The following is a 17,017-nucleotide window of genomic DNA, read 5'->3' on the forward strand; positions in this document are numbered from 1 at the left end:
TAGCAAGAGGCAAGTTAGCAAGGAGCAAAACGCAGAATACCAACTTTGCCTTTTGCTATTTTGCAAACTTGCCTTTTGCTATTTTGCAAACTTGCCCTTTGCTATTTTGCAAACTTGCTCTTTATTTTTTGCCCTTTGCTATTTTGCAAACTTGCCCTTTATTTTTTTGCCACTAATCTTTCACCGCAATTACTGAAATTTCAACGTTAACATCCTTCGGTAGGCGTGAGACTTCTACAGTTTCACGGGCAGGGTAGTGACCCGAAAAAAAGTGCCCATACACTTCATTCACCTTCCCAAAGTTATTCATGTCCTTCAAAAAAATGGACGTTTTGATGATGTTATGGTAGTGCAGTCCAGCTTCTTTTAAGATAGCTCCAATGTTCAACATCACCTGACGCGCTTCGTTTTCGATATTGCCCGTGACGAGGTCGCCATTGTCAGGGTCAATGGGAATTTGTCCTGATACATACAACGTATCGCCAACCATCACAGCTTGCGAATAAGGGCCAATGGGCGAGGGTGCCGCAGTGGTGAAAATGATTTTCTTCGACATAACTATAAAATTATAAGGTTAATTTAGTCACTCCAATTCGCGTAAATACATCTGGATGGTGTTTTCAAGGCCGTAGTAGAGCGCGTCGCAGATAAGCGCGTGGCCGATGGATACTTCGTCCAAATGGGGTATTTGTTGTTTCAAAAATCGCAGGTTATCCAAACTCAAATCGTGTCCCGCATTCAGCCCCAAACCCACTTCTTTGGCAACGTTCGCCGCTCGTACGTAGGATGCCACCGCTGCTTCACGGTTATCAAAATACTCAGCGGCGTAGGGTTCGGTATAAAGCTCTACTCGGTCGGCTCCGCAAATTTTGGCACCTTCAACCATGGCTTCGATAGGGTCAACGAACACCGACACTCGAATTCCTGCTGATTTGAAGGTCTGTACCAAATCGGTCAGTCGGTCGCGGTGAGCAATGGTATCCCAACCTGCGTTTGAGGTAATCGCCCCTAGTGCATCAGGAACGAGCGTTACTTGAGCTGGCTGCGTTTTCAAGACTAACTCAACAAACTTTTTTTCGGTAGGATTGCCCTCAATGTTAAACTCAGTAGTGACGACTTCCTTGAGTTCAAGGACGTCTTGGTAACGAATATGACGCTCGTCGGGACGGGGATGAACCGTGATGCCCTGCGCTCCAAATCGCTCGCAATCAAGCGCAGTTCTTACGACATTTGGATTATCGCCGCCCCGCGAGTTGCGGAGGGTAGCAATTTTGTTGATGTTTACACTAAGACGAGTCATAAGCGGTAGTTAATTAATGGTCGAATAGACACACCCAAAGGTATTCGGAAAACGAGTTTTTGACAATTTTTAGTTCAGAAACTTGATATTCTGAGTTTTTATCTATATTTCGTCAAAATATTTATTCATCAAACACTTTATCAACCTTGAAAGAAACCTATCACAAATGGTATTCCCCCACCTTGGGGCGCGACATTGAGATGCAGGTATTTGGGCATTGGGGGTATCCTATCTTGCTCTTCCCGACGTCGATGGGGCGTTATCACCAAAACAAAGACTTCGGACTGATTGAATCGGCGCGATGGTTGGTTGAATCAGGCAAAGTAAAGCTCTATTCGGTTGACAGCATCGACCGAGACAGTTGGTACGCCAAACACCTTCATCCTTCGGTGCGCGTACACAATCACAGTATTTACGATAGTTTTTTGACCAACGAACTCGTTCCTACGATTCGCCACGAAAGTAATGTTGACAAAATCGGGGTTGCGGGCTGTAGCTTTGGCGGGTACCACGCCCTCAATTTTGCGCTAAAACACCCCGACAAAGTCGCGTATCTGTTTAGCATGAGTGGCGCGTTTGATATTCGTAGCTTTTTGGAAGGTTACAGCGACGAAACGGTCTATTACAACAATCCCGTCGATTTTATGCTCAACGAGGAAGGCTGGAAATACAACCACATGAAAATCGTGCTAGGGACGTCCGAATGGGATATTTGCCTCAACGATAACGTGCGGATGTCACAAATTCTGAATTCAAAAGGTATTAATCATTGGCTTGACATTCGTGGGTGGGAGAGCCACGATTGGCCACTTTGGAACAAAATGTTTCCGCATTATCTCTCATTAATGGGTTTATAAAAAAGCCCCCCTATCCCCGATGGGGGCTTAAAAAATAACTAGACTTCCCCATTGGGGGTGGGGGGCTCAAACATCATGAAAAAAATAGGAATTTTACACGGAATGGAAAATACGTTTCCGCAGGCATTTGTGGAGCGTGTCAATCAATTGGACGGAAAAAACATTGTAGCCGAACCCGTACTCATCGACCGCGTAGTACAAGGTGAAGCTACGGATTATGCCGTAATCATCGACCGTATTTCGCAGGATGTGCCGTTTTATCGGGCTTTTTTGAAAAATGCCGCTTTGTGCGGAACGGCCGTTATCAATAACCCTTTTTGGTGGAGTGCCGATGAGAAGTTTTTTAACAATGCTCTGGCCGTAAAATTGGGCGTTCCTGTGCCAAACACAGTGTTGATGCCTTCTAAAGAACGTCCAGACGATACCAGTGAGACGTCGTTCCGTAACCTAAAAATGCCAATGGCATGGGGGGAAATGTTTGACTATGTAGGTTTCCCTGCCTACATGAAGCCACACGCAGGTGGTGGTTGGAAGAGCGTTTATAAAATCAACGACATGGACGACCTTTGGCACAAACATGCCGAAACCGAGCAGTTGGTGATGCTCCTCCAAAGCGAAGTGACGTTTGAAGATTATTATCGTTGCTATTGCCTTGGTGGAAAGTACGTCCATATCATGCCGTATGAGCCTCGCAATCCGCACCATTTGCGGTACGCGACGCAGCCTAAAACAACGGGAGAAGCACATAAAAAATTGATTGCGACGATTACCGATTACGTACTCCGTTTGAACAAAGCATTAGGCTACGATTTTAACACGGTAGAATTTGCGGTACACAACGGCATTCCGTACGCGATTGACTTCTGTAACCCTGCTCCTGACGCTGATATTCATTCGGTAGGACAAGAAAACTTTGATTGGATTGTCGATAACGCGGCGAAAATGGCGATTGAAAAAGCCCAAGCCCACAAAGATGGTCAAACCAACTTGACGTGGGGTTCGTTTGTGCGTACTTCGGCGATGAACTTGCCGATTAGCCATTTGGCCAAAGGAGATGTAGAGCCTACCGAAGAAAAGCCTAAAAAAGCAGCACCAAAGGCCAAAGCTGAGGAGCCTGCCAAAAAAGCGCCTAAAAAGAAATAAGTTTTTCAGCGGACGATTCACTACCCAAGACCTATGCACCAGTTTACAATCGGTATTGAAGAAGAATTCCAGACCATCGACCCCGAAACCCGCGCGTTACGTTCGCACATGTCGAAGATTGTTGAGAACGGAAAAATCATTCTCAAAGAGCGTGTGACGGCCGAAATGCACCAGTCAGTAGTGGAGGTGGGAACCAATATTTGTACCAATATTGAGGAAGCGCGGAAGGAAGTAACTTACCTGCGCAAGATGATTATTGACCTCGCAAAGCAGCAAAATTTACGAATTGCTGCCGCAGGAACGCACCCGTTTTCGGATTGGCAAGACGAGTTAATTACGCCCAACGAACGCTACGACAAGCTCATCGAAGAAATGCGCGACGTGGCTCGGGGGAATTTGATTTTCGGTTTGCACGTTCATATCGGGATTCCAGACCGCGATACAGGAGTGAAGTTACTCAACTCACTGACGTATTTTTTACCGCATATTTATGCCCTTTCGACCAATTCTCCGTTCTGGTGTGGCCGCAATACAGGCTTTAAATCGTATCGGTCGAAGGTGTTTGATAAGTTTCCGCGCACGGGTATTCCCGAGTATTTTGAAACTGCCCACGATTACGACGACTACGTGAACCTGCTCGTTAAGACGGGGTGTATCGACAACGGTAAGAAAATCTGGTGGGATTTGCGTTTGCATCCTTTCTATAACACGATTGAATACCGCGTGTGTGACATTCCGATGCGCGCCGATGAAACTATTTGTTTGGCGGCATTGATGCAGGCATTGGTGGTGAAGATTTATAAATTGATGAGCAAAAACCTCAATTTTCAACACTACCGCAAAATCCTCGTCAACGAAAACAAATGGCGGGCGGCTCGGTACGGTATTCACGGCAAACTCATTGATTTTGGACGGAAAGAAGAAGTGCCTTATTTCAAATTGGCGGAAGAACTCCTTGAGTTTGTCGATGACGTCTTGGACGAACTAGGCAGCCGTAAAGAAGTAGAGTACATCCACAAAATCCTAGAAATGGGCACAGGCGCCGACCGACAATTGGCCGTCTGGGAAGCCACCCACGATTTGAGCCGAGTGGTCGATTACATTGTGGAAGAGACGGAGTATGGTCTCTAATAATTTGTTAGAAAAGTGGGAGAATTGCCAATGAGGCAATTCTCCATTCATTAAAAAAACTCAACAAAAAGGAGCGAATTTGCTCGTATGTGTCGTTACAATAGACGATACAACAATTCAACCATTTCATGAAGAAGATTATTCTCTTTTTATCTTTCCTTGTTTTTATTTCTTGCGACGAGAAAATTACCCCCACACCCGTTACTACTCCCACGTGTAACATCAGCAGTGAAACTGGTAGAGACAATGCCTACCGACTCGACTACGTATATGCTCCCAATGGCGTGCCTGAAGGGGTGAATATTTCGGTAAAAGACAATGCCACGGGGCAATTAAAAGCTACTGGCAAAGCGGTATATACTTATACAGATAATCGATTGGTAAAGGTAGTGGACGGAGACGTAGAAGAGACTATCGAATACAACGCCAATGGCTCAATTGCTCGATTAACCGTGGTAAAAACTACCGATGCGAATTACGTCAATTATGTACTGAACTTCACCACCGATGCCAATCAGCGCATTACGAAAGTCACTGACTCAAAGGGTATGGAAGCGACTATCACGCGTGATGCACAAGGCAATATTTTGGAAACCATCACCAAAGATACCCGCACCAATCAGGAGGTTTTTCGGGTTGTACTAACGGGGTATGATAACAAAAAGACGATGTTTGATGCTTTTAAAGGTTGGCAGTTTAGCGTTTTGGGGTATTATGCCGATTATATCAAATTTCCACTTTTTACGACAAAAGCAGGAGGCAATGCCACCAAACGCACTGAATACGAATCAGGTAAAGCCGTGAGAGAAACGACTTACACATTTACCTACACCACCGATGGGTTTCCGTTGACGGAACAAACCCTTACACGGTTTTTGGACGGTTCGGGGATTTCAACGTATAGCAAGACATTTACCTATACCGATTGTAAATAAATAAAAAAGGAACTGCCCTAGAGCAGTTCCTTTTTTATTTTTGTGGCAATCTCTGCCAGTTCTTCTTGGCTCATTTTGAGCTTGTTATTAAAATTCATGTCTGCCATGCTGTTGAGCGGGATAAGGTGTACGTGGGCATGAGGCACTTCAAGCCCTACCACCGCAACGCCAATTCGCTTGCACGGAACCGCTTTTTCTACGGCGGCCGCCACTGTTTTTGAAAACTGCATCAATCCCGTGTAAAGGGCCTCGTCTAAATCAAAAATATAATCGACTTCTTGTTTTGGAATGACGAGTGTATGGCCAGGTGCACAAGGAAAAACGTCAAGAAAGGCTAAAAAATCGTCAGTTTCGGCGATTTTGTGGCACGGAATTTCTCCATTAACGATACGAGTGAAAATAGAAGGCATAACGGTAACTGTTAAATTTGGCGAGCAATATACAAACAAAAATGGCTTCTTTGAGCCTACCATCGGCGACGAATTCGCATTTTGTATAGCCCCAATCGGCGGGTAATGTTGAACGTAGCTACTTGATACGCGTCGTTTTTCTTGGCATTGCCTGCATAACTAACGCCATCTAAATAATCGGAAGTTGAAAGCCTAAAAGACGCTTCAAGTCCTACAATCCATTCGGGAGACACATCGTATTTAATACCCAGCCCAACGGGGAACGACAAATGAAACGCATTGTAGTTGGCGTCGCGGTCGATGGCAATGCCTTCACGTATCCAAGTGTAGGGAGTTTGGCTTTCGTCGAAGTTGATTTGAGGTTTGGCATAAACTACCGACACGCCCGAAAAGAAATAAGGCGAAAAGAAGGATTGAAATCCATTTTGTTGACGATAAAAAATCGGATTCATGTTGTAGAAATCCCATTCGAGCAAGAGCGAATTTTCAACAAAGTTAGTTTCGAGGGTCAAATTGCGGGAAAGCCGAGTGGGGTAGTGTTTATCGCGCCCCCAAAATTGCCCTCCTTGAACGTTGTAGCGAAGTGCCACTACGTCTCCAATGTACTTTCTTGCATAAAGATTGACGGAGGGACGAAATTCTCTAGGCCATAAATCGTGTCGATTGAGGTCACCTAAATAACCTACTGCACCCGTGCCGATACCTACTTCCCAGCGGTGCATCGACTGGCAAAATGCTGCACGGGCCAGCAACAATAATAGTGCCGAAATAACGAATGAACCCAATAATCGCGTCATTAGGGGGATTTTGAGGGTTATGTGATTGATTGAATAGGGTAAGTTCTGAGAACGATAAATAGTAAGCAAAAATAGTACCAACGTCTAGTAATTAAGTAGAGAAAATAAAAAAGAGGGGGCTTTGAAGGGGTAGTTTTTAAATTTGTAAAAAACGACTTTTGGTTTTTCAGGACAAAACTTCTAATTTTGCGCTCTGATTTTCAGGGGTGTGTCAGAATTGACACATTTTTTTGGTCAAGAAACAGACTTAACAGATTCAATAACAATCACAAAAACCATGGCACGTGATTTAAAATTCACAAGAAACATTGGGATTGCTGCTCACATTGATGCGGGTAAAACCACCACAACGGAGCGTATTCTTTATTATGCAGGGGTAAGCCACAAAATCGGTGAAGTACACGACGGTGCAGCGACGATGGACTGGATGGCGCAAGAGCAAGAGCGCGGTATCACCATTACGTCTGCGGCTACAACAGTAGATTGGAAATGGAGAGACAACAGTTACCACATCAACATCATTGACACTCCAGGTCACGTTGACTTTACGGTAGAGGTAAACCGTTCACTTCGCGTATTAGATGGTCTTGTGTTTTTGTTTAGTGCGGTAGATGGTGTTGAGCCTCAATCTGAAACTAACTGGCGTTTGGCCAACAACTATAACGTAGCTCGTTTGGGCTTCGTGAACAAAATGGACCGTTCGGGTGCTGATTTCTTGAACGTGTGCAAGCAAGTAAAAGAAATGTTGGGTAGCTACGCAGTACCTTTGCAGTTGCCTATCGGTGCAGAAGACCAATTCAAAGGGGTAGTTGACTTGATCAACAACCGTGGTATGATTTGGAACGAGCATGACAAAGGAATGACGTATGAAGTTGTGCCTATTCCTGACGATATGAAGGAAGAAGCGGCTGAGTGGCGTGAAAAACTCCTCGAAGCAGTAGCAGAATACGATGAGACATTGATGGAGAAATTCTTCGATGATCCAGATTCAATCACGGAAGATGAAATCTTGACTGCATTGCGTGCAGCGGTGATTGACATGAAAATCGTTCCAATGCTTTGTGGTTCTTCGTTCAAAAACAAAGGAGTACAAACCATGCTTGACTACGTGATGGCGTTGTTGCCTTCACCACTTGACAAAGAAAGCATCAAAGGAACTAACCCTGATACTGGCGTTGAGATTTCGCGCAAGCCAAGTGTTGATGAGCCTTTTGCTGCTTTAGGATTTAAAATTGCAACTGACCCTTACGTAGGTCGTTTGTGTTTTATCCGTGCTTATTCAGGAGTATTGGAAGCAGGTTCTTATGTGTTGAACAACCGTTCGGGCAACAAAGAGCGTATTTCTCGTATCTTCCAAATGCACGCCAACAAGCAAAACTCAATTGAGCGCTTGGAAGCTGGTGACATCGGTGCGGTGGTAGGTTTTAAAGACATCAAAACGGGAGATACCCTTTCGGATGAGAAAAACCCAATCGTTCTTGAATCAATGGTATTCCCTGAGCCAGTTATCGGGTATGCGATTGAGCCTAAGAAAACAGCTGACCAAGATAACTTCTCGAAAGCAATTGGTAAGTTGATTGAAGAGGATCCAACGCTTCAAGTAGAATCAAACGAGGAAACAGGCCAAACCATCATCAAAGGGATGGGTGAGCTTCACTTGGAAATCATCATCGACCGTATGCGTCGTGAGTTTAAAGTAGAAGTAAACCAAGGTGCTCCTCAGGTAGCTTACAAAGAGGCACTTACTAAAAACTTTGAACACCGCGAAGTATATAAGAAGCAGTCGGGTGGTCGTGGTAAATTCGCCGATATCGTGTTTGAACTCGGGCCACGTGATGACCAGAAAGAAGGAGAAGAAGTTAAAACTGGTTTGTTGTTCGTCAACGAAATCGTAGGTGGTGCTATTCCTCGTGAATTTATCCCTGCGGTACAGAAAGGTTTCAACGACTCAATGAAGAACGGTGCATTGGCTGGTTACCCAATCGATTCAATGAAAGTTCGTCTCTTCCACGGTTCGTACCACGATGTTGACTCTGACTCATTGTCGTTTGAATTGGCAGCTCGTATGGGCTTCAAAGAAGCGGCTCGTCAGGCAGGTCCAAAATTGTTGGAACCAATCATGTCAGTAGAAGTAGTATCGCCAGACGAATACACTGGTCCTATCACAGGTGACTTGAACCGTCGTCGTGGTATGATGAAAGGAATGGATACAAAAGCAGGTTCGCAAGTAATCAAAGCGGATGTACCATTGTCAGAATTGTTTGGTTACGTAACTGACCTTCGTACGATTTCATCGGGTCGTGCAACTGCTAACTTGACGTTCTCGCACTACGAATTCTTGCCAAACAACTTGGCAGAAACCGTAATCGCTAAGTCGAAAGGATAGTTTTAAGTTTACTGTTTTGGGTTTATAGGTTTAGAGTTTAACTACAAACCGTAAACCCAAAACTTACAAACTGTAAACAGTAAAGATATTTCCTATCGGAGTTAATGGCTCTTTCGATGGGGAAAGTAATAATCAATCAGAGCCAACCAATTATAATGAACCAGAAGATTCGTATCAAATTGAAGTCATTTGACCACAACTTGGTGGACAAATCGGCCGATCGTATCGTGAAAGCGGTAAAATCAACGGGAGCTGTAGTAAGCGGACCTATTCCATTGCCTACAGAGAAGCAAATCTACACAGTTTTGCGTTCACCTCACGTAAACAAAAAATCACGCGAGCAGTTCCAACTTTGCACTTACAAGCGCCTTATCGACATCCACTCGTCAAGCGCTAAAACTGTAGATGCCTTGATGAAACTTGAATTGCCAAGTGGTGTTGATGTCGAAATTAAAGTTTAATGACATTTGGTTTCAAATAAAAAGCCGACGCTGCAAAGTGTCGGCTTTTGTTGTTTTTGGGGGGAGAGGTAATTCAATTCCTAATGCTATTGTTCTCCGAGTTTTCGTTTTAGTTCTTCTATAATTCTCTCTTTTTCATCAAGCGCTTTTTTTGTCTCGTCAAGTGCTTTTTTGCTTTCAGCTAGTGCCTTTTGAAATGCTTTTTCCTTATCTTCAAACATCGCATTGATGGTCCGCCATGCTTCTTGTTCATCTTCGATTCGTTTACGTTCTATCGGATCAGAACCGCTATGGTGTAAGATGTCGGTCAAAATTTTTAACTCCTCGTTGTCGGTTGGGTGAGAAAATTGTTTGGTAATTTTTCTGTCATCCACGAAGTTACTTTGCTCAAAAACGCTCAATAGTTTATCTAAACTCGTTTGGTAACGATTAGTAATTCTGTCCACTTGTACGATGTAGCTGTCGTGGGTCAGTTTTTCAACAAAATCCGATTTCTTTTCAATGACGGTTTTGTTGATTAAATCTTTGTAATTACGTTCTACTCGAATACAAGCTGTTTCTATCTCAGGAAGGGTAAATCCAAGAATATAGATTGTAGTAATTGGAAGAGCTTGGTTTTCATTGTTTACTTTATCTTCTTTTTTATATTGTTCACCCAAATACCTACGAAAACGCATTAAGTCGATTTGATTTTTGGCCTTCTGAATTTCGATTAAAACCTTTTTGTATTCGCTTGTTTCGGTTTTGATAGTGGCGATAAAATCCAAACGAAAAACGGCAAGCCCTGCTAGTTCGTCCGTGTAAGTAAACTCTTGTGGTTTTACTTCTATCGTCTCAATGGCTTGTTCCAAAAGTGTCTCAATGAAAAACTTGGCTACTCGTTCGTTTTCCATCATTCTTTTAAACACAGTGTCGTATATCGGATTGGCGATTATCATTTGTGGTTGTCTTAAAAAGGAGTGAGACAAATTTACACAAAAAACACTAGCACAGGCCAAACGATCCGTGCCAGTGTTTAAGAAAGAACCCCCGTAGTATTTACTTAAATCCAAACAAAAAGGGAAACAAGAACGTAACGACGATGGTCCAGAGGCTGTAAATAGGTAAATAAATCGCAATTGTTTTTCCCACGTCGGCGAGAGAGGTTTTTTTGGTCAGTACTTTGGAAAGCTGTATCATCACGAGCAGTAAATTCACCAAAATAAGCAAGTTTCCGCCCAATACTGCCGTACGGTTGGGGGTGATGCCCCATTCCGAAATCCGAAACAAAATCGCCGAAAGTGCCACGCCATTGACCACAATCGTTAGCGCCGAGAGCAGAAATAATACCCATACTTGGGCGCGGTGGTGAGAAGTTTTGGAGGTTTCGGCAATCGAAAAGAAAATGAGTGCCATCACTCCAATGAGCAGCGCATTAAATACCATCAAAAACTCACGGTTGTTGTACGGGTCTTTGCCCGAATAAACAATCGCGCCGAGGTACACCACTAGCATCACCAACACCAACGGGCTGAAAATTTTGGCAATAACGGGCGACACTTTACCCACCAACTGCGGATTGGTTTGGGTAAGGTAAGTGCTCACCAAAGGTGCGGCGGCAAGTCCAAAAACACCGATGTTTTCAAAATAAAATTTACCGATGTCCAGATTTATCAACGAAAACAGGCCGACGGTAATCGCACTTAATATGCCGCCCGAAATGACAATCAGCGTGGTCATCACCACCAAATCGCCGTTGTATTTGAGGTAACCTAATCGTTTTTCGGAGTTATTAGAGTTTCCCACAAAAGAAAATCCGAGAATAGACCACGAAAACAAAACAAGGTGAACGCAGGATAGCGTCAGGGTATCGCTTGTGGGTTGGTTGGGAAGGCTATTAATAAAGATAGCTGCCACTACAAATGCTCCTGCAAGTAGGGCCATTGTCTTTGTCGAAACCTTGTTTTTCCAACCAAAATAGGCCGTCAGGAGTGGAAAGATAATAAATCCGATGTTGCGGGTGTAAAAAAACTCTTCGTTGAGCTGGGCAAAAGCGGGGAGTTTGGCAATGAGACCCGCCACCAAAGACGCCCCCACCAGAAGGGCAAGGTCTTGGCTTGTACCCCATTGAATGTCGTCGCTGTCGTAACTCAAGCGCTCGTGCCAAACGTCGGCTACGCTGTTGCCTTTGAGCTCGGGATAAACGGAGCTAAAAGTACGTTTGAACAAGGCTTTATTGGAGCGGTACAGCTTCTCAAGCTGCGGTGGCTCGTTGATATGCGCTGTGATTAGGTCTTTCATAGGAGATGGAGGTATTGGTGTATCTGATAACTGTTATTGGTGTATCTGTTATCGAGTACACTGATAACGAGTACACTGATAACCGATAACGAATAACAGTTACACGAATTAATCCCACAAAGTACCGTTGAGACCTAGAACAATCCCCAACCAGAGGGCAATAATGTATCCCACCACGCTCACGACTATAGCAAGGGCTTTTTGCCAGCCGTTTTGTGTACCTAACAGACTTACCAAGTAAGTAGCTCCGCCGCCCGCTGCTCCAGCCAAAGGGGTAATAATGAGTGGTTTTACCATCCAGAAAGTCCCCCACTCAGGTTTTGGTGTATTGACACTAAAAACAAAAAAAGCAATGACGGCAAGCGCAATACTCGCTCCAATAACAGAGCGTTTGATGAAAGGTGCAGGCTGAAAGGGCTGCGGGGCGAAAGCGTTGGTTGGTGTCATAAAAATGAGGTGTTGACGGATGATAAAATGACTGTGATTGAAATAAATAAAAGTACTTTGTTTTGCAAAGTAAATGGATTCACAAATTATAATCCAAACAAAATCTCAATTATTTTTTTGAAGACTTTCCAAGCTTTCGATAGGTAGCTGAATCAGGCTTTTTAAGTTTCATTCAGCCTGCTTTATGGTCGCGCTTTTCTTGGGCTTTTGGAACAAATAACTTTCGTCTTTGGGCAGAAAGCGTTCGAGCCAAGGTGCTTCGGCGGTGGTGAGGCTTTTAGCGTTGATTTTGAGGGAGTCGAACGATGCGGTAGGTTGGCGGATAAGGATTTCGCGACTGGCCAGCGGTTCCCCCAAATGACTATCGCTGAAATTGTAAGAGGTACAAATGCAACTCAGGGTGTCGGCGTGCATCCAATCGTTGTTTTCGCCCCAAATTCCGCAGTTGAAATGCCGATATCCCACGGGGTTTTTGTAGCCACTGCCATTGGGATAGACGTTCAAGAAAAAATGAAGTTGCGGCAAACTGCCTCCAATAAACTCCGTCCAGCCGTCAAATTCAATGGCTTTCCAGTAGCGTTTTAAGCTCAAAAAACCGTGCTCGTCCACCGAAATTTGCCACGCAATGCGGTTGAAGGTATAACCATCATTTTTGCCGCGCGCTTCGTAGTTGCGGTTGTAACTGTACCAATTTCCCACGATACCTTTGGCTAAAGTTGAAGTGTCGGCTACTGAGCGAATGATTTTGCCCGCTGTATTTTGCCTCGTAAAAAACAAATTCCACGCGGTCATTGCTATTAAGCCTGCACAGGCAACGGCAGTAGCTATTTTCCAGCGTTGTTCGGAAGATTTGGGGGCTTTGGTTTCTTCCGACGGAGAAGATTCTGCGGAAGGTTTATTGATATTGGTTCGTACGGTGGTGGGCTCAAAACCATTGGCTTGTCGGTACGCATCGAGGGTAGCGTATCCGAGGGTGCGCACCAAGGCCAACATAAAATGGTCGGTGGTGCCAATAAAGGCTTTTGTCGATTTTAGGAGGTCATCGTGGCGGTCGCGGAAAGTACTGCCGCCAAATTTATAGGTTTCGGGGCCAATGCCTTTTTCGTGTAGTTCGAGGCTTTTTTGGTGGGTGGCGTTGCCAACAAAAGCGGGTAGTTGTCGCTTATGTTGTTTTTCGTAATTACTGCTTTTCGACCAATTGGCGTTGCCCAACACCTGATTCATCGAGTGCGGAGGGGTTCGGAAATCGGTATAGGGCAAGCCCAGTTCTTCTTGAAAATACCGTTCGAGGACTTGGTTCCAAAGCTTTTCAAACAAAGGGCGGGCTACTTCAATGTTCATGGTGATGATGGTTTACAACGGTCAGACGATAGTCAGACCGTTTTGCTGCAAACTCCGTCGCACGACGATCAGACGATAGTCAGACCGTTTTGCCGTAAACTCCGTCGCACGACGATCAGACGGTAGTCAGACCGTTTTGCTGCAAACTCCGTCGCACGACGATCAGACGATAGTCAGACCGTTTTGCCGTAAACTCCGTCTGACTATCGTCTGACGGGGCTGCAAGTTATCCATTTTTTAGAAAAAGCTGTGTAATCCCGCTGTAACAACCCCTTACACAGCAAGTCACTAGCGGTTACCCTTGACTTTGAGGTAGGAAAACGCCCAATTTTCGGTCCTAAACATAAACCGAACTCTTATCCGATGAACACCCCACTTTCCCAACCGTCGCTCTGGCAAAAATTGAGCGATTTTCAATTAGACGATGCTCCAGAGGCTGCTGTGCAGTTTTCTGATAAGTTAATCAAAGAACAAAAATGGTCGCCTGAGTTTGCCAAACGGGCGATGGCCGAGTATAAAAAGTTTTTGTACCTCTGCCTTACAATGCCCCAAGGAGCATCGCCCTCGGAGGTCGTTGATGAAGTTTGGCATTTACACCTGACTTACACGCAAAGCTACTGGCAAAAACTCTGCGGAGAAGTACTCCAACGACAACTTCACCACTACCCCAATCAAGGAGGGGCTTCCGAAAACCAACGCCACCGTGACTGGTACGCCGATACCCTGATTGCTTACGTCAAAGAATTTCAAGAATTGCCTCCTGCCGATTGCTGGCCTTTGCCCAAAGGACTAGCACTGGAAGACCACTTAGCACCGACTTCACCTTTCCGAACGCCGACTTTGCAAGCGACGCCTCAGTGGGACGGTCACACGTATTGGCCTATTGGAGCCCTTGTCATTGGGCTGTGTTCGCTCGGAATGTTTATGCTGTCGGGGCCTCATTTTTTGTTGACTTTCCCCCTCCTAATGGCTTGGGCTTGGTGGGGTACGTATCTGAAAATCCAGTACAAAAGACGGGTGATGGGAGAAGCTGCGCGGCAATTACACCCCTACCATTTTGCCGCTTTGTTCAAAAATACGGAAACCCTGTTCCGAGCCCTCGTGGCTGATTTTGCCGAAAGAGGATGGATTCGCTACCAAGACGAAGGGAAATTTGGGTGGGATGCGCAAGTGCAGCAGCCGATGCTGTACTCGTTGCAAGCCCAAGATAAAAAGGAGCTGCCAGCGGGGCTGCTGAGGGCATTTTTGTATCCGTTTGCAGAAACAATGTCGAAAAAAGCCGTGGCTCTAAAAAATGAACTTGCCAAAGATGTGGCGGTTGGTTTGTTTCAATGGTGGGTAATCATGGTTGGATTGGCGCGCGTGGCGCAGGGGATAGTGAATGACAAGCCCGTGATTTTTTTGCTATTACTGTTGATTGTTTATGTGTTGGTTTGGATTGTGCTGGCGCAGTTACCGTTGATAGACAAAGAGGTGAAACTAGGCTACCAATCGCAAGATTGGGGAGGGTATATTACCGCAGGCGCACTTACCTTTCTGTTGCTCGATTCTTCGTACAGTTTGGGCAGTAATCAAACCCTTCAAGGGGTGTTTGGCAAACCTTCCAAAAATAGCGGTGGTGGAGAAGGAGGGACAGGTTGTAGTAGTGGCGGCGATGGTGGGGGCGGCGGCTGTGGCGGAGGATGCGGTGGTTGTGGTGGCTGTGGAGGAAGTTAGTAGAAAAATAAGTTTTTACAAACACTTCAATGTATCTTCGTGCAACAAACGCTATTTTAAACACCTTGATTACTGATTTAATGAAACCCGCCTTTTTTCTGTTTTTGTTCGCCGCTCAAATCGTTTTTGCCCAAAAGAATACCTCCCAAGTATTGGACAATGAGGTTAGCGCTGTTGTGGAGAAATACATCGCCGAAAATAAAATTCCTGGGGCGGTAGTAGCTATCAAAAAGGGAAATAAGGTATTGCTCAAAAAAGCGTTTGGATACGCAAAACTGAAGGAATTTGACGGCTCAGTGTCGGAGCATCCCGAAACGATGAGGGTCAATCACTTGTTTGATATTGCGTCGTTGACCAAAGTGATTGGGACAACAACTGCCATCATGAAGCTACACGACGAAGGAAAACTCAACGTGGACGACCCCGCATCAAAATACGTCAAAGGCTTAGACGAAGGAGACAAAGCCCAAATTACCCTCCGTCATTTGTTGACGCATACGTCGGGGATGTACGAGTGGTATCCGTTGTACTATTTTTCGCAACAACGCGCTACTACTTACGCGTTTATCAAACAACTACCATTGAAATATCCCGTCGGTGAAGGGCGTCATTATTCGGATTTGGGCTTTACGATTTTGGGGGAAATTATCGAAAAGGTGTCGGGTAAACCGCTGGATGTTTACGTTAAAACGGACATTTTTGCCCCGCTCAAAATGACCAAAACGACGTTTAAGCCTGATAAAAAGGCGAACCTCATTGCAGCGACTTCGATGGGAAATCCCTACGAAAAACGAATGGTGGAAGACCCGTCATTGGGTTTTGTGGTCAAAGACCTTGATCCGAAAAGCTGGAACGGTTGGCGACAGTACGTTTTACAAGGTGAAGTAAACGACGGTAATGCCTGGTACGCCAATGAAGGGATTTCGGGGGCGGCGGGGCTGTTCTCAACCGTGGATGACCTTCAAAAATTGGTGGATATGCTCAAAAACAAGGGAAAAGTCAAAGGGAAATCGTTTATTTCGGAAAAAACCGTAACACTTTTCTTGACCCAAGATAACTTTAAGAACGGCCTTGGTTGGATGATGGATCCGATTAATTCTTTTATGAAAAATGGCCCGACGGGCACGTTTGGCCACACGGGTTTTACGGGCACGAGCATTACGGTGGTTCCCGAAAAAAAACTCTCGGTGATTATTCTCATCAACCGTCAAAACATGGGTTTACAAGCTACCAAAGACTATTTTAACCCAAACCCAATTCGCGACGCCATCTTTAAAGCCGCGATGAAGTAAGTTAAACAAGCTTTTACTATGAATATACCCTATTTAAAGAGGGATTTTAACTACTAAACACACCTTTTCAAAGTATGAAAACTTCTCAAAAGTGCCTCATTTTTAGCCTAATGTTACTCATTGGTTCCTTGGTTGGTTGCAAAGAGAATTTCAGCTATCAAGTGCTTGAATCAAACTATTTTATCGGCAGTTGGGAGTGGAACAATGCGTTCACACCTACCGTTACGATTAAACGTAAGCTCATTTTTGATGCCAATGGAACGGGAAAAATGGCTTCTCCCGATGGTCTTGTTCAAAGTGCCGACGGTCGCCTAAGTAATTTTGAATGGGTGTTTGACAAAACAGACAGCACGCTACTTGTCAACCAAGAGACATACAAGATAATAGAGCACGGAAAAGATTATTTTGTGTGGACAAAAGGAGGGGGAAATAGTCAGAGAGTTGTGCGAAAATAATGTAGCAGTAGTATCTTGCTCATAAATATCAAAAAGCAACAACTGCGTCAGAGACGCGATGCCTTC

The 17,017-nt window shown here is 44.8% G+C and carries 17 protein-coding genes; 9 read left to right on the forward strand and 8 right to left on the reverse strand.

What is annotated here, in order from left to right; all coding sequences use genetic code 11:
• Positions 1–172: 172 nt before the first annotated feature.
• Positions 173–556, reverse strand: coding sequence for a RidA family protein (locus FHS57_RS01105; RefSeq protein ID WP_122934169.1), 384 nt, complete (start codon positions 554–556; stop codon positions 173–175).
• A gap of 27 nt (positions 557–583) precedes the next feature.
• Entirely contained in the window at positions 584–1,300 is a 717-nt protein-coding gene (locus FHS57_RS01110) for a pyridoxine 5'-phosphate synthase (RefSeq protein WP_183971017.1), read from the reverse strand.
• A gap of 146 nt (positions 1,301–1,446) precedes the next feature.
• Here FHS57_RS01110 and FHS57_RS01115 point away from each other — a divergent pair, with 146 nt between their 5' ends.
• The 4 genes from FHS57_RS01115 to FHS57_RS01130 all read left to right on the forward strand — a co-directional run bounded on the left by FHS57_RS01115 (position 1,447) and on the right by FHS57_RS01130 (position 5,366).
• Positions 1,447–2,157, forward strand: coding sequence for an esterase family protein (locus tag FHS57_RS01115; protein ID WP_183971018.1), 711 nt, complete (start codon positions 1,447–1,449; stop codon positions 2,155–2,157).
• Positions 2,158–2,232: 75 nt separating this feature from the next.
• Complete coding sequence (locus FHS57_RS01120) at positions 2,233–3,300, forward strand: ATP-grasp domain-containing protein (protein WP_183971019.1); 1,068 nt, start codon at positions 2,233–2,235, stop codon at positions 3,298–3,300.
• A 33-nt stretch (positions 3,301–3,333) separates the two neighbouring features.
• Entirely contained in the window at positions 3,334–4,431 is a 1,098-nt protein-coding gene (locus tag FHS57_RS01125; RefSeq protein ID WP_028522462.1) for a carboxylate-amine ligase, read from the forward strand.
• Positions 4,432–4,559: 128 nt separating this feature from the next.
• Positions 4,560–5,366 (forward strand): hypothetical protein, encoded by an 807-nt coding sequence (locus FHS57_RS01130; RefSeq protein ID WP_183971020.1) that lies wholly within the window; start codon positions 4,560–4,562, stop codon positions 5,364–5,366.
• 17 nt (positions 5,367–5,383) lie between these two features.
• On the opposite strand, the gene FHS57_RS01135 is transcribed toward FHS57_RS01130, so the two are convergent.
• Together FHS57_RS01135 and FHS57_RS01140 are read right to left on the reverse strand one after the other, a co-directional pair.
• The gene (locus FHS57_RS01135; RefSeq protein WP_183971021.1) at positions 5,384–5,776 is read right to left on the reverse strand and encodes an HIT family protein; all 393 of its coding nucleotides are present in this window, start codon (positions 5,774–5,776) and stop codon (positions 5,384–5,386) included.
• A gap of 56 nt (positions 5,777–5,832) precedes the next feature.
• On the reverse strand, positions 5,833–6,573 hold the full coding sequence (locus FHS57_RS01140; protein ID WP_183971022.1) for a DUF6089 family protein: 741 nt from the start codon (positions 6,571–6,573) through the stop codon (positions 5,833–5,835).
• 277 nt (positions 6,574–6,850) lie between these two features.
• Between FHS57_RS01140 and fusA the strand changes: the two genes are divergently transcribed.
• Complete coding sequence (gene fusA, locus FHS57_RS01145; RefSeq protein WP_183971023.1) at positions 6,851–8,959, forward strand: elongation factor G; 2,109 nt, start codon at positions 6,851–6,853, stop codon at positions 8,957–8,959.
• 155 nt (positions 8,960–9,114) lie between these two features.
• Positions 9,115–9,420 carry a 30S ribosomal protein S10 gene (gene rpsJ, locus FHS57_RS01150; protein ID WP_028522456.1) on the forward strand — a complete coding sequence of 102 codons (306 nt, stop codon included), beginning with the start codon at positions 9,115–9,117 and terminating at the stop codon, positions 9,418–9,420.
• 86 nt (positions 9,421–9,506) lie between these two features.
• Here the strand turns inward: rpsJ and FHS57_RS01155 are convergent, their stop codons facing one another.
• The 4 genes from FHS57_RS01155 to FHS57_RS01170 all read right to left on the reverse strand — a co-directional run bounded on the left by FHS57_RS01155 (position 9,507) and on the right by FHS57_RS01170 (position 13,488).
• A complete protein-coding gene (locus FHS57_RS01155; protein WP_221225523.1) occupies positions 9,507–10,316 on the reverse strand; it encodes a hypothetical protein in 810 nt (269 codons plus the stop codon).
• A 142-nt stretch (positions 10,317–10,458) separates the two neighbouring features.
• On the reverse strand, positions 10,459–11,700 hold the full coding sequence (locus FHS57_RS01160) for a DUF4153 domain-containing protein (RefSeq protein WP_183971025.1): 1,242 nt from the start codon (positions 11,698–11,700) through the stop codon (positions 10,459–10,461).
• A gap of 108 nt (positions 11,701–11,808) precedes the next feature.
• On the reverse strand, positions 11,809–12,147 hold the full coding sequence (locus FHS57_RS01165) for a potassium transporter KefB (protein WP_183971026.1): 339 nt from the start codon (positions 12,145–12,147) through the stop codon (positions 11,809–11,811).
• Positions 12,148–12,315: 168 nt separating this feature from the next.
• Positions 12,316–13,488 carry a hypothetical protein gene (locus tag FHS57_RS01170; protein WP_183971027.1) on the reverse strand — a complete coding sequence of 391 codons (1,173 nt, stop codon included), beginning with the start codon at positions 13,486–13,488 and terminating at the stop codon, positions 12,316–12,318.
• Between the two features lie 363 nt (positions 13,489–13,851).
• On the opposite strand from FHS57_RS01170, the gene FHS57_RS01175 reads away from it, so the two are divergent.
• The 3 genes from FHS57_RS01175 to FHS57_RS01185 all read left to right on the forward strand — a co-directional run bounded on the left by FHS57_RS01175 (position 13,852) and on the right by FHS57_RS01185 (position 16,951).
• Entirely contained in the window at positions 13,852–15,204 is a 1,353-nt protein-coding gene (locus tag FHS57_RS01175) for a glycine-rich domain-containing protein (RefSeq protein ID WP_183971028.1), read from the forward strand.
• 80 nt (positions 15,205–15,284) lie between these two features.
• Positions 15,285–16,496, forward strand: coding sequence for a serine hydrolase domain-containing protein (locus FHS57_RS01180; RefSeq protein WP_221225524.1), 1,212 nt, complete (start codon positions 15,285–15,287; stop codon positions 16,494–16,496).
• Positions 16,497–16,570: 74 nt separating this feature from the next.
• Positions 16,571–16,951: a hypothetical protein gene (locus tag FHS57_RS01185; RefSeq protein ID WP_183971030.1), complete on the forward strand. Its 381-nt coding sequence runs from the start codon at positions 16,571–16,573 to the stop codon at positions 16,949–16,951.
• The last annotated feature ends 66 nt before the right edge of the window (positions 16,952–17,017 follow it).

This window comes from Runella defluvii (assembly GCF_014195535.1).
Taxonomy (GTDB): Bacteria; Bacteroidota; Bacteroidia; order Cytophagales; family Spirosomataceae; genus Runella; species Runella defluvii.

Excerpts from the sequence above, each read along its gene's own strand:
- FHS57_RS01170 (WP_183971027.1), bottom strand. The coding sequence starts at position 13,488 with ATGAACATTGAAGTAGCCCGCCCTTTGTTTGAAAAGCTTTGGAACCAA.
- FHS57_RS01135 (WP_183971021.1), bottom strand. The coding sequence starts at position 5,776 with ATGCCTTCTATTTTCACTCGTATCGTTAATGGAGAAATTCCGTGCCAC.
- FHS57_RS01140 (WP_183971022.1), bottom strand. The coding sequence starts at position 6,573 with ATGACGCGATTATTGGGTTCATTCGTTATTTCGGCACTATTATTGTTG.
- FHS57_RS01155 (WP_221225523.1), bottom strand. The coding sequence starts at position 10,316 with ATGATGGAAAACGAACGAGTAGCCAAGTTTTTCATTGAGACACTTTTG.
- FHS57_RS01130 (WP_183971020.1), top strand. The coding sequence starts at position 4,560 with ATGAAGAAGATTATTCTCTTTTTATCTTTCCTTGTTTTTATTTCTTGC.
- fusA (WP_183971023.1), top strand. The coding sequence starts at position 6,851 with ATGGCACGTGATTTAAAATTCACAAGAAACATTGGGATTGCTGCTCAC.
- FHS57_RS01185 (WP_183971030.1), top strand. The coding sequence starts at position 16,571 with ATGAAAACTTCTCAAAAGTGCCTCATTTTTAGCCTAATGTTACTCATT.
- FHS57_RS01180 (WP_221225524.1), top strand. The coding sequence starts at position 15,285 with ATGAAACCCGCCTTTTTTCTGTTTTTGTTCGCCGCTCAAATCGTTTTT.
- FHS57_RS01120 (WP_183971019.1), top strand. The coding sequence starts at position 2,233 with ATGAAAAAAATAGGAATTTTACACGGAATGGAAAATACGTTTCCGCAG.
- FHS57_RS01175 (WP_183971028.1), top strand. The coding sequence starts at position 13,852 with ATGAACACCCCACTTTCCCAACCGTCGCTCTGGCAAAAATTGAGCGAT.
- FHS57_RS01110 (WP_183971017.1), bottom strand. The coding sequence starts at position 1,300 with ATGACTCGTCTTAGTGTAAACATCAACAAAATTGCTACCCTCCGCAAC.
- rpsJ (WP_028522456.1), top strand. The coding sequence starts at position 9,115 with ATGAACCAGAAGATTCGTATCAAATTGAAGTCATTTGACCACAACTTG.
- FHS57_RS01165 (WP_183971026.1), bottom strand. The coding sequence starts at position 12,147 with ATGACACCAACCAACGCTTTCGCCCCGCAGCCCTTTCAGCCTGCACCT.
- FHS57_RS01105 (WP_122934169.1), bottom strand. The coding sequence starts at position 556 with ATGTCGAAGAAAATCATTTTCACCACTGCGGCACCCTCGCCCATTGGC.
- FHS57_RS01125 (WP_028522462.1), top strand. The coding sequence starts at position 3,334 with ATGCACCAGTTTACAATCGGTATTGAAGAAGAATTCCAGACCATCGAC.
- FHS57_RS01160 (WP_183971025.1), bottom strand. The coding sequence starts at position 11,700 with ATGAAAGACCTAATCACAGCGCATATCAACGAGCCACCGCAGCTTGAG.